Source organism: Anaerovibrio sp. (genome assembly GCF_051866355.1).
Classification (GTDB): Bacteria; Bacillota; Negativicutes; order Selenomonadales; family Selenomonadaceae; genus Anaerovibrio.
On record NZ_JBJDWZ010000109.1, the window covers coordinates 1 to 12,306 of the forward strand.

General features: G+C 52.6%; 11 protein-coding genes and 1 pseudogene. 2 read left to right on the forward strand and 10 right to left on the reverse strand.

Annotation, left to right across the window (positions count from 1 at the left end; translation table 11 throughout):
- The 7 genes and pseudogenes from ACI3UA_RS05865 to ACI3UA_RS05895 all read right to left on the reverse strand — a co-directional run.
- Nucleotides 1-663: pseudogene (locus ACI3UA_RS05865) on the reverse strand (transketolase); the annotation flags it as partial.
- Nucleotides 664-723: 60 nt separating this feature from the next.
- On the reverse strand, nucleotides 724-1,104 hold the full coding sequence (locus tag ACI3UA_RS05870; protein ID WP_439723890.1) for a RidA family protein: 381 nt from the start codon (nucleotides 1,102-1,104) through the stop codon (nucleotides 724-726).
- A gap of 156 nt (nucleotides 1,105-1,260) precedes the next feature.
- Nucleotides 1,261-1,623: a chorismate mutase gene (gene aroH, locus ACI3UA_RS05875; protein WP_439723891.1), complete on the reverse strand. Its 363-nt coding sequence runs from the start codon at nucleotides 1,621-1,623 to the stop codon at nucleotides 1,261-1,263.
- A gap of 1 nt (nucleotide 1,624) precedes the next feature.
- Nucleotides 1,625-3,208, reverse strand: coding sequence for an ABC1 kinase family protein (locus tag ACI3UA_RS05880; RefSeq protein ID WP_439723900.1), 1,584 nt, complete (start codon nucleotides 3,206-3,208; stop codon nucleotides 1,625-1,627).
- 188 nt (nucleotides 3,209-3,396) lie between these two features.
- Nucleotides 3,397-4,269 carry a methionyl aminopeptidase gene (locus ACI3UA_RS05885; protein WP_439723892.1) on the reverse strand — a complete coding sequence of 291 codons (873 nt, stop codon included), beginning with the start codon at nucleotides 4,267-4,269 and terminating at the stop codon, nucleotides 3,397-3,399.
- 213 nt (nucleotides 4,270-4,482) lie between these two features.
- Nucleotides 4,483-4,719: a DUF4405 domain-containing protein gene (locus ACI3UA_RS05890; RefSeq protein ID WP_439723893.1), complete on the reverse strand. Its 237-nt coding sequence runs from the start codon at nucleotides 4,717-4,719 to the stop codon at nucleotides 4,483-4,485.
- Between the two features lie 198 nt (nucleotides 4,720-4,917).
- Nucleotides 4,918-5,259 (reverse strand): hypothetical protein, encoded by a 342-nt coding sequence (locus tag ACI3UA_RS05895; protein ID WP_439723894.1) that lies wholly within the window; start codon nucleotides 5,257-5,259, stop codon nucleotides 4,918-4,920.
- Nucleotides 5,260-5,492: 233 nt separating this feature from the next.
- Here ACI3UA_RS05895 and ACI3UA_RS05900 point away from each other — a divergent pair, with 233 nt between their 5' ends.
- Entirely contained in the window at nucleotides 5,493-6,338 is an 846-nt protein-coding gene (locus ACI3UA_RS05900) for a polysaccharide deacetylase family protein (protein WP_439723895.1), read from the forward strand.
- A gap of 30 nt (nucleotides 6,339-6,368) precedes the next feature.
- Nucleotides 6,369-6,770 carry a hypothetical protein gene (locus ACI3UA_RS05905; RefSeq protein WP_439723896.1) on the forward strand — a complete coding sequence of 134 codons (402 nt, stop codon included), beginning with the start codon at nucleotides 6,369-6,371 and terminating at the stop codon, nucleotides 6,768-6,770.
- Between the two features lie 193 nt (nucleotides 6,771-6,963).
- Here ACI3UA_RS05905 and ACI3UA_RS05910 read toward each other — a convergent pair whose 3' ends face one another.
- The 3 genes from ACI3UA_RS05910 to ACI3UA_RS05920 all read right to left on the reverse strand — a co-directional run bounded on the left by ACI3UA_RS05910 (nucleotide 6,964) and on the right by ACI3UA_RS05920 (nucleotide 12,108).
- Entirely contained in the window at nucleotides 6,964-7,758 is a 795-nt protein-coding gene (locus ACI3UA_RS05910; protein WP_439723897.1) for a DUF134 domain-containing protein, read from the reverse strand.
- A 76-nt stretch (nucleotides 7,759-7,834) separates the two neighbouring features.
- The gene (uvrB, locus tag ACI3UA_RS05915; protein ID WP_439723898.1) at nucleotides 7,835-9,931 is read right to left on the reverse strand and encodes an excinuclease ABC subunit UvrB; all 2,097 of its coding nucleotides are present in this window, start codon (nucleotides 9,929-9,931) and stop codon (nucleotides 7,835-7,837) included.
- 365 nt (nucleotides 9,932-10,296) lie between these two features.
- Nucleotides 10,297-12,108 (reverse strand): ammonium transporter, encoded by a 1,812-nt coding sequence (locus ACI3UA_RS05920; RefSeq protein ID WP_439723899.1) that lies wholly within the window; start codon nucleotides 12,106-12,108, stop codon nucleotides 10,297-10,299.
- Between the last annotated feature and the right edge of the window lie 198 nt (nucleotides 12,109-12,306).

Here is a 12,306-nt window from a genome sequence, read left to right on the forward strand (position 1 = left end):
ATCAGTGCCATCAGCCACATCAATGGTCTGGAAGCCGAAGGCCTCCATGCGCTTCTGCACGTTCTCGGTAAAGGCGGCATCAGTATCGCCCTCAATGGAAATCTTATTGCTGTCATAGATGATAATCAGCTTGGACAAGCCGAGAGTACCTGCCAGGGAGAAGGCCTCGGAGGAAATTCCCTCCATCATGCAGCCATCGCCGCCCAGTGCAAAGGTATAGTGGTCATATACAGGATAGCCGGGCTTGTTGAACTTCTCAGCCAGATGAGCCTCGGCAATCGCCATACCCACAGCCATGCCCATGCCGGCGCCCAGAGGGCCGGTGGTAGCTTCAACACCAACGGTATGGCCGTACTCCGGATGTCCCGGCGTCAGGGAATCCAGCTGACGGAAGTTTTTCAGGTCATCCATGGTCAGGCCGTAGCCAAAAAGATGCAGCAGGGAATACAGCATAGCGGAGCCATGGCCGCCGGACAGAATAAAGCGGTCGCGGTTCAGCCACTTCGGATTCTTCGGGTTGTGGCTCATGTGCCTGCCCCACAGTTCGTAGGCAATAGGCGCACAGCCCATCGGCAGGCCCGGATGGCCGGACTTCGCCTTCTGAATCATTTCGGCCGCCAGAATACGGATGGCATTTACACTGGTGTTTTCAACATTACTCAAAGGTAACACTCTCCTTTAATACAGAAAAATCCCTCTAACCTCACAAAACAGCGCCGCACATCACCTGGCAGCAATGACATCAATCTCAACCAGCGCACCCTTCGGCAGACTGCTTACCTCCACACAGACACGGGCAGGGCAGTTCTCCACAAAATATCTGGCATAGATTTCATTGACAGTGCCAAAATCGTTGATATCAGCCAGATACACGGTGGTCTTTACCACATCCGTCAGCTGATAACCGGCTGCCTCCACAATGCCCTTCAAATTCTCCAGCACCTGAACAGCCTGGGCCTCTATGCCCCCCTCCACCATAGCACCGGTAGCCGGCACCAGCGGAATCTGCCCGGAAACAAAAAGCATGCCGCCGGCAGTCTGTACAGCCTGTGAATACGGACCGATTGCTCCCGGCCCCCTGTCAGTAGAAATAATCTTGTTCATGATAACCTCCTGCATCTATTCATAAACAGCGGCACACCGGACGCGCCGCAACATTGACCATCAATGCCTGCATGTCAACATAATCATTATACAAAATATACTGTAATTATGCTATTCTTTTCAGAAATATTTTTCCAGTCATAGGGCACGCCTGCATCAAGCCCGCGCCAAATCCGGACGCAGGCTCTTTGCCCTGCCCAAAAACACATGCTTTATCTCGCGCTGGGTCCTGTCGGTATCCACCAGCAGCAGTACCCTGATGCAGTGATCCAGGGCATTGTCCACATCCATCTGGCGGGCATCAAAAAGCGGCACCAGCTCGAATCCCGGCAGGGACCTTGCCCCCTTGGCAGGAAAAACCGCCGTGATATCCTCCGTTGCCGTAAAGATAGCGGCCCCGATATCCTCCGTCTTCACCTCGTTGGCCTCCAGCATGGCCCTGACCACCTCCCTGGTGGCCTCCATAACTGCCTCCGCAGTATTTTCTTCAACCGTAATGGCTCCTCTGATTCCTCGCAAGCTACCACTTCCTCCTGTCAGTTTTTATTATGCTCCACAAAAGTTTGCTGCACAGCACCATGGCTGCCAGATATCCCAGCACCCCCAGAAGGGGAATCTCCATAATCCTCGGCTCCATCTGGGTCGTGCAGATGGTGCTGGAGCCCAGCAGGAGCGCGGCGCTGATAATAGCCATAATCATCTTGTTTATCATCTTGTCCAGCTTCTGCAACGGCTCCTGGGAGCCGGTCAAATCAAGATTCACCTTGGTCTGGCCGCTCAGTGTCATCTTCAATATATCGGAAATCTGCTCCGGCAGCTGCATGGATTTTTTCATCAGCACATAGCTGTCCCGCTTGATTTTCCCCAGCTCCGACAGCCAGTTAAAATCCTTCTCCATGCTGACCCGCAGTCCCTTGGCAAAAATCTCCGAAAAATTCACCTGGGGACAGCACCTTGTCATGACGCCTTCCATAATCATGACGCCCCGGGCAAACATGCTGAACCCCTGGGGAATGACAATGTTGTTGCTTTTCAGCACCATGAGAATCTTTTTGGCAACCTCCCCTGCCCGCAGATGCTCAAAGTCCAAATCACCGTACTGGTTCATCAGGGCGGCCACATCATCATACAGCTGGATGTGATCCACCTTGCCCCGGGGCAGGCCGAGCGCCAGCACGGCCTCCTTCATGCCGTACACATCACGGGTCACCAGTGCCATAATCGCATGGCGGAAATTGTTCCTGTCCCGGACGGACAGCCTGCCCATCATGCCCAGGTCCAGCCAGATAATCCTGCCATCCTTCACCCAGATATTGCCCGGATGGGGGTCTGCATGAAAAAAGCCGTCATCAATAATCTGCTTGACGTAGTTGACCCCCAGCAGCCTGCCAATCCGCTCCATGTCCACGCAGGCCGCCTGCAGTCCGTCTGCATCATCCAGCGGAATCCCGTCCATGCACTCCATGACCAGAATCCGCTGGGTTGTCAGCTGGCGGTTGACCCTCGGGCAGAGGATATTCTCATCATCCTTGTTCAGATGGGAAAACTCCTCGATGTGGTCTGCCTCCAGCAGAAAATCCATTTCCTGCTTGGCAATCTCCCACATCTCATCCACGATGCTCTCCAGGTCCACAACCCCGTCCGAATCACGGACTATGTTCAGGAGGGAAATAGCCTTCTTCAACAATGCTATATCCTTGGCCATCACGTCATAAATGCCGGGCCGCTGCACCTTGACAACAACCCTGCTGCCGTCCAGAAGCTCCGCCCTGTGCACCTGGGCGATGGAGGCAGACCCCATGGCCTGTTCATCTATAGAGGCAAAAATCCCCTCCCAGCTCTGATTGTACTCGCACCGGATAATCTCCTTGACCACCCCGAAGGGCATGGGCTTGACCTCGGACTGCAGCCTTGTCAGCTCATCCCTGTATTCATTGGGCAAAAAATCCGGCCGCATGCTGATAATCTGGCCCAGCTTCACAAAGGTCGGCCCCAGATCCTCCAGCACCTGCCGCACCTTTACCGGCGTAACCCCCTGCAAAAGCTCCCGCTCCCGCAGCACAGCAACGATTTCCTTCAGCCGCCTGGCAGAAGAAATATCCATACTGCCATCCTCGGACTGACCCAAAAACTCTTTCAGCACAGCAGACGACACCTCCTTGCCATTCCAGTCATTCCCCGTCATCTGTACGCCAACGGTCTGACAGCGCAAATAGCACCTAACAAATGGTACAATAGCGCATCAATACATAACCATCAATACATGAGCAACAGCAACATGCCGGCCCCGCCTCAGCTGGAAAGAACCTCCACGCCTGTCTCCGTAACGAGAATGGTCTTTTCCCACTGGGCAGACAGGGAATGGTCCTTGGTGCGCACCGTCCAGCCATCCTTTTTGTCCACCGTCACCTTGTAGCGCCCTGCATTAATCATCGGCTCCACCGTAAAGACCATGCCCGGCACCAGCAGCATGCCGGTACCCTTTTCCCCCACATGAGGGATGTAAGGATCCTCATGGAAATCCTTGCCTACGCCGTGGCCGCCCAGCTCCGTCACCACGGAACAGCCGTTAGCTCTGGCATGGGCATTGACAGCCGCGCCGATATCGCCCACATAGCCCCATGGCTTCACCGCCTCAATGCCTATCAGCATACATTCCTTTGCCACCTGCACCAGCCGCTCCGCCTCCGGCGAAACCTTGCCCACCATAAACATGCGGGAAGCATCAGCATAGTAGCCATCCAGAATAGTTGTGATGTCAATATTCAGGATATCCCCTTCCTTGAGGATGGTAGTGCGGGAAGGAATGCCGTGGCAGACCACGTCATTCAGGGAAATACAGGTGCTCTTGGGATAGCCCTCGTAGTTCAGGCAGGCCGGAATACCGCCATTGCCTTCTATCAGCTTCCGTACCGCATCATCAATGGAAGCAGTATCCCTGCCTGCCTCCACCATGCTGGCGGCCAGGTCGAGAGCCGCATCGTTCAGCACGCCGGCCTTCCTGATACCCTCGATATCGGCCTCATTCTTGATAATCTTCTTTGGCGGGCGCACCTGTCCCTTAAAAAAATCAAATTTCATTGCATCCAGCCGCTCATCATAGGCGAGATGGCACTTCTTGTACTTACGCCCACTGCCGCACCAGCACAAATCATTTCTATTCATACAGAAATAGCTTCCTTTCAATTACACTGTGGCCGCCGTTCCTGCCGCTCAGGCTTTCATCCACGCGGCTTCTGCCGCGAAATATCTCCTGCCGCACAACATTCCCTGCAGCAGCATTCCTGCAAAGCAAAAACAACAGTCCACCCTTAATTATAAAGGAAATTCAAAAATAGTCCATACCCAATTTTGCAATATTGCGCCAATCCTCCTGCCTCACTCCTTTTTGCCCAGCACCTGCTTTGCCGCATACTTAATCCAGCTGGTATGCCAGGCAATATGCAGCAAGAAGCCTGCCCCCATGATATAGCCGGACCAGAGATGAACAGACCTCAGCTGCATCTTGACCTCCCGTCCGCCGCTGAACAGATGAAAATCCATAACCACGCCTGTCACGATGCAGGTGAGGCAGGCAACAAACAGCAATACATCCAGATAAAAATTCTTCTTCATTTCAATATACCTCCCATAAAAGCCGTAATCTTCCATTAAAGCCACAGGCTTCCTCCGTTCCCTGTGCTACCATTTCAGTGTAGCATACATTTCTTAAAAAACACTAAAAATCGCCATAAATAAAAAAACAAGGCACTTTTGGCAAATTTTTGCAAAAAAATAGGCGGAGCCGCCCCTGCAGCAGCTCCGCCTGTCCGATTACAAAAGCCTGTGCCCGATAAAGCCTATTTTCCAGTCCACTATACCCGGTACATACCGCTTCATCCTCCGCAAAAAAGGATCCACCTGCTCGCCTTCCCTGACCTCCATTTCCAGCCAGTAGCTGCAGCGCGAGTGCATCCTGTTGCACTGCAGGACATTCCCTCTTTTGCGCAGGTAATTCTGCATGCGCAGTTCCGAAAAGTACATGCTGTCCGTGAAAATATCCACATTAACGCGGATAGCCGTGCCTTCGCCCTGCTCTTCTGTCTCCTTTACATTCCTTACCTCCTTGAACGCCATTTCTGGGGCTTTTATCTCTGTCTTTCCCCTGGAAACCATGTTTTCCCCTTCCTTCAATCCAACAATAATCAATCAATGACCCAAAGCGCTGAACAGTCCCTATAACGCATTCAACTCTTGATTTCTACCACATTATACAGCATATCCTTTTGCTTTACAATAAATATTTTGACAATTTTGTTTTCTGTGTTTATAATCATTGAACTTTTGTTCATTCTTGACTACAGCAATTTAGCATTGTACAATTAGAAAAAAACAAAGGTCGTGTTACCATGCTTCTGTCACCCAAACAGTGGTGCCTGATTCTACTTTACCTTTTTCTGTCCCTCCTTCTGACCTGCTTCCTGTCCTTTGCGCGGGAAGCGGCCAACGGCGTGCCGGTGCTGAGCTATCATCAGGTAAACGATACGGACAATACCCCCCTGGCTGTTCCCACAGCCGAGTTTGAACGCCAGATAGCCTACCTGCACGATGCGGGCTATCATGCCATCACGCCTGACCAGCTCACTGGCTATCTGAACAACGGCTCACCATTGCCGTCAAAGCCTGTGCTGATTACCTTCGACGACGGCTATCGCGACAACTATGAAAATGCCTTTCCGATTCTAAAAAAATACCATATGACCGCTACCATTTTTCTGGTTTCAGATTTTATGGACAGGTTTGACAACTACCTTACCTGGGCGCAGGTGCAGGAAATGAGCGAGGACGGCATCTGCATGGGCGTACACACCCTCAGCCATTTTGAGCTGACCGGCCTTTCTGACAGCGAGCTGAACCAGCAGCTGGAGGGCGGCAAGCTGGCCGTAGAGTGGAAGACCCTGAAATTCGCCGAGTACATCGCCTATCCCTGCGGCTCCTATAACGACAAGGTGCTGGAGCATACCCGCCAATACGGCTACAAGGGGGGCTTTACCGTACGCTATGACCTTGTCCACGCCGGTGACAATCCCTACCTTTTAAGCCGCGTCCCTATTTTCGGGCACAATTCCCATTCCTTCCTGAAATTCCAGCTCCGCCTGCACGGCGCACCGCTCTGGGGCAGGCTGGAACGCCTGCGGGCCCTGCTGATACGCACCGGCCATCCGGCGGCGGCCACACTTATCTGGCTGCCGTAACACATCATATTCTGTGCATGAGGTGAATTTATGACTGCAAAACTGATTTATATCGGCGTAATGCTGTTTCTTGCCGTGACCTTCTATCTGGCCATGAAGCGGATTATGCGCCGCGACAACTACATCAACAGCCTGATACTGGCGTTTCTGGACAGAGGGGAAATGTCAAAGGCCCAGCTGCTTGACGCCATGTACGAGTACGGCTGCAACGACTGCCGCCTGAAAAAAATCATCGACCGGCACAATGCCACCAGGGAGGACTACGAGCTGGTCTTTGACAAGATTTTTCACTGGGCCAACTTCAAAAAGCGCCGCCGCTACCTGCCCATCAATTCCTTTTTCTTCGTCAGCTCCCTGGACTACATCCTGAAGCACAAGGATGATGACGCCAAAAAGCTGGCAACCAAGATGATGAATCACTTCCATTTTTAGGAGAAATGCTTTCCGCTCCGGGGAAAGCGCTCCTGTTTGTTCAGATTTATATTGCACGACAAAAAGCAGATGTACCGCATCTATTCCTGTGGTACATCTGCTTTTTTCTGCATACGGGCCTGTCCCTTCCGTATATATCTATACCTGATATTTATGCCGGAGACAGCCGTACCTGATGCCTGGCCGCGTCCCCTTAGTGGCAGGAGCCGCCGTGGCCGCCACAGCCGTGCTTGTTCTCGCCGCAGCTGCCATGAGCATGCTGGCCGTGGTCATGATGGCTGCAACGCACATCAGGATTGTACTCCAGCTCGCCCTTCAAGAAAGCCGCCACGGCCGCATCCGCTTCTCCTGCAACGCCGCCGTACAGCCTGATGCCGGCCTCTGCCAGCGCCATCTGGGCACCGCCGCCAATGCCGCCGCAAATCAGCATGTCGGCCTTGACATCAGCCAGCAGCCCGGCCAGTGCGCCGTGGCCACTGCCATTGGTGTCCACTATCTGCTCATTGACAATTTTTCCATCCTCCACGTCATACACCTTGAACTGGGATGTATGCCCAAAATGCTGAAAAATCTGCCCATTATCATAGGTTACTGCAATTCTCATTTCATCTGCTCCCTTCGCATCTACACTCACGTTTCCGGCCCCGCCGCAAAATCTCCTGCATGGCCTGTGACAACAGCCCAAATCCGGCGCGGAGCCATCACACAGGCGATAATCACCGCCCGCAATGGAGAGTACCTTGCCATTGACAATGGCATCGGCAATCTTCCCCCTGGCCAGCTCGTATATTTCTGTCACCGTAGTGCGGGAAATATCCATCTGCACCGCGCACTGGGCATGGGTCAGCTTTTCCAAATCAATCAGGCGCACAGCCTCGTACTCATCCAGTGTCAGCAGTACACGCCCGGCATGGGGAATCCCCTCCGGAAAAAAACTCTCATAGGCCGGTTCTGAACAAACCCGCCTGCAGCGTCTTGGCCTTGCCATATACCTCCCCCATTTCTGAGTTTTCGTCATATGTCGATAATTATTATAGCAAATCTCCTGCTCAATTGCAATAGCCTCACAGCTTTTCCTGATTTTTCCTGCGGACGGATTTCTTTCCCATGGCCTCCTCCAGCTCAAAAATCATATCACGGAGCTGTGCCGCCCGTTCAAATTCCAGCGACCTGGATGCCATCTGCATTTCCTTCATCAACGCCTTCAAAAGTGCTTCCGATTCCTTTTTGGTCATCTTTTTCCCCGGTACCTGCAGCTTTTTGGCCGCCGCCCGTGCCGTAGCATCCACATCCACCCTGTACTCGCCGCTTTCCTCCGCCACCAGGGTAAGCTCAATCAAATCCTTCACCGGCTTGATAATCGTCTGCGGCACAATGCCATGCGCCTGATTGTACTCCTGCTGTACCTGGCGGCGGCGTGCCGTTTCGTCCATGGCCCTGCGCATGGAATCCGTTACCACGTCCGCATACATGATTACCCTGCCCTCGGCATTGCGCGCCGCACGGCCGATGGTCTGAATCAGGGATGTATCAGAGCGCAAAAAGCCCTCCTTATCCGCATCCAGAATCGCCACCAGCGAAACCTCCGGCATATCCAGTCCTTCACGCAGCAGGTTGATGCCCACCAGCACATCAAATTTGCCCAGCCGCAGTTCCTTGATAATCTCCGCCCTTTCAATGGTGGCAATATCCGAGTGCAGGTAGCGCACCTTTACCCCCATGTCCTTCAGGTAATCCGTCAGGTTTTCCGCCATGCGCTTGGTCAGGGTTGTCACCAGCACCCGCTGATTTTTCTCCACCCTGATGTTGATTTCTCCCAGAAGGTCATCCATCTGCCCTTCCAGCGGCCGCACCTCAATCTCCGGGTCAAGAAGTCCTGTGGGCCGGATAATCTGCTGGGCAATCTGCTGGGCCTGCCCCAGCTCGTACTTGGCAGGAGTGGCAGACACGTAGACAATCTGGTTGATGCGCTTCTCAAACTCCTCAAATTTCAGGGGACGGTTATCATAGGCCGATGGCAGGCGGAAGCCGTTATTGACCAGTGATTCCTTGCGGGAACGGTCCCCGGCGTACATAGCGCGAATCTGCGGCAGGGTAACATGGGACTCATCAATAACAATCAGAAAATCCTCCGGAAAATAATCCAGCAGCGTATATGGCGCATCACCTGCCGCCCGCCCCGTCAGATGCCGTGAATAATTCTCGATGCCGGAGCAATACCCCATTTCCTGAATCATTTCCAAATCATAGTTTACCCGCTGTTCAATCCTCTGGGCCTCAATCAGCTTGTTCCCCGACTGAAAATACTTTACCTGCTCATCCATCTCCTGCCTGATGGTAGCCATGGCATGTTCCAAATCTTTTTTGTTGGTAACATAGTGGGACGCAGGAAAAATCATGGAATGGAGCCGCTCGCCTATCACCTGTCCCGTCATCACCTCAAACTCCAGAATCCTGTCCACTTCGTCGCCGAACAGCTCAATCCGCACAGCCCTGTTGCTGTAGCCTGCCGGGAAGACCTCAATCACATCCCCCCGCACCCGGAACCTGCCGCGCTCCAGCACCACATCATTCCGCTCATACTGCATGGTCACCAGCCGCCTGAGAATCGCATCCCTGTCCGTTTCCTGCCCCTTGTGCAGGGACAGCACCATCTCATGATAGCTCTCCGGCGAGCCGAGGCCGTAGATGCAGGACACGCTGGCCACAATAATCACGTCGCGCCGCTCAAAAAGGGAGCAGGTGGCAGAATGACGCAGCTCATCAATCTCATCATTGATGGAGGCATCCTTCTCAATATACGTATCCGTCGAGGCAATATACGCCTCCGGCTGATAATAATCATAGTAGCTGACAAAATACCCCACGTAGTTATCGGGGAAAAAAGCCTTGAACTCGCTGGCCAGCTGGGCCGCCAATGTCTTGTTGTGGGCAATGACCAGCGTAGGCCTCTGCACCTTCTCAATCAGCTTGGCTATCGTAAAGGTCTTGCCCGTGCCGGTAGCCCCCAGCAAAACCTGTGCCTCCTGCCCATTTTCTATGCCTGCCGCCAAATCCTCCACCGCCTGCGGCTGATCCCCCATGGGCTCAAAGGGCGCCACAACCTTAAAGGGAACCGCCTTTTCATCATCAAAATCAATATTATTCAGCTTTGGAAGCATGTTCTTTCCCCTCCCTGCGCACTGCATACGTTTGGAACATATTATCTACATTGTACCACAAAATAACAGCCATAGCAAAATTCCTTGGCACCAAATCTCTCCCTATATCACCTTCTGACTGTACCGCCCCTTCCCCATACAGAATCTGCTGCACAAGAAAAACGCAGCCCTCCGGGGATGATGGAAAGCTGCGTTCTCTAAAGGAGATATATAATTGGTCGATAACTGCTGGAACTAGGGGTCTCCACCAGCTACCATATATGGTTGATGCCCAGTTAGTATATAGCGCAGAAACTGCACTATTGCTGTGTACTACTAAGCCAGCATCCAATTAAAACAACAGGGATTATCAGCGATAACAGTGATTACTTGCCCTCCGGCAGCGGCTTGTCCTGCAGGGCATCGAAGCCTTCCTCACCGGTACGGATCTTCACAACATTGTCCATGGTGTGAACGAAAATCTTGCCATCGCCATAGTGGCCGGTGTACAGAACCTTCTTGGCAACATTGATGATTGCAGTAGGTGCAATCTTGGATACAACGATGTCAATCTGTACCTTCGGTACCAGCTTGGAAGCTACGGCAGCACCACGATACATCTGGCCGTGACCCTTCTGGATACCATAGCCCAGAACGCGGGTAACAGTCATGCCGGTAATGCCGATGCGCTCCAGGGCTACCTTCAGGCGCTCGAAACGCTCCTCGGAGGTGATAATGGTTACGCAGGAAATGTGGGTCTTGTTGGTATCAACAACCTCATCATTGGAAGCAGCAGGAGCGGCGGAAACCTCCACAGCCATATCCTTTGCTTCCTCGGAAGCCTCACCTACAGGAATAGGAGCCTCAAAAGCATCACCAGTCATGAAGCCTGCATAAGCAGAGGACAGGTTGTGCTCGGTAGCATCAAGGCCTGCGATTTCCTCGGCCTTGGTAACGCGGACACCTACCGTTGACTTCAATGCGTAGAAAATAACGCCCATAGCCACGAATACATAAGCGGCAGTAGCAACCACGCCGATAACCTGGGTGACCACCATATCAGCGGAACCGCTGTACAGAAGGCCGCCATCCAGCGCGAATACGCCGGTCAGGATAGTGCCTGCGGCACCACATACACCATGCACAGAAATAGCACCGACAGGGTCATCAATGTGCAGCTTCTGGTCAAAGAACTCAACAGAGAATACAACGATAATACCGGAAATCAGGCCGATTGCAAAGGAACCGGCAATGCTGACCATATCGCAGCCAGCGGTAATGCCAACCAGACCGGCCAGAGCGCCGTTCATGGTCATGGAAACATCAGGCTTGCCGTAGCGCGCCCAGGTTACAAACATAGCAGTCACGGCAGCAACAGCAGGAGCCATGTTGGTATTTACCAGAATGCTGCCCATGGAAACGAGGGTATCATCACCGCTAGCGCAAACGGTGGAAGCACCGTTGAAGCCGAACCAGCCGAACCACAGGATGAATACGCCAAGACCTGCCAGAGTAAGGTTATGTCCGGGAATACCATTGGAAGTACCATCAGCGTTGTACTTGCCGATACGAGGGCCAAGCACATAAGCACCAACCAGGGCAGCCACACCGCCTACCATGTGAACAACGGTGGAACCGGCAAAATCATGGAAGCCCATATCTGCCAGCCAGCCGCCACCCCAGGTCCAGTGACCGGTAACAGGATAAACCACCAGGCACAGCAGGGCGCTGATAATCAGATAAGCGGAGAACTTGGTACGCTCTGCCAGAGCACCGGAAAGGATGGTAGCGGAGGTTGCACAGAACACGGTCTGGAAAATCAGATAAGCAAAAGCAGGATAACCGGCATCCTCACCTACATCCCAATGCTGAAAGAAGAAATCCGGTGTACCGATGAAGCCTCCAATAGTATCACCAAACATCAGGCTAAAGCCCACAATCCAGAAAAAGATGGAACCAAGTGCCAAATCAGAGAAGTTCTTCATGGCGATGTTACCGGCGTTCTTTGCCCTGGTCAGGCCGCTCTCGACCATGGCAAAACCAGGCTGCATAAAGAATACCAGACATGCACCAAAGATTACCCACAGGGTATCTGCTGAGGAATAACGGCTGGAGCCATCAGCGGCCATGGCGATGGATGGCACCATCGCGGTCATAAACGCCGCCGCTCCTGTTATAGAAGCTCTAATGCTCTTCATTAGAATCAAATCCTTTCAACTCATTTTTTCAAACAAAAAATGCCTAAACATGAATCTAGCTAAAATTCATATTTAGACATCATCGTCTGTTTGAAGATATATTTTATTATTGCATCCGGAGGGAGTCTGCAGTACCTCGCTCCTAAGATGTATTAAGGATACCACTCTGAAAAATGAATGTCAATAGTTTTTCTATAA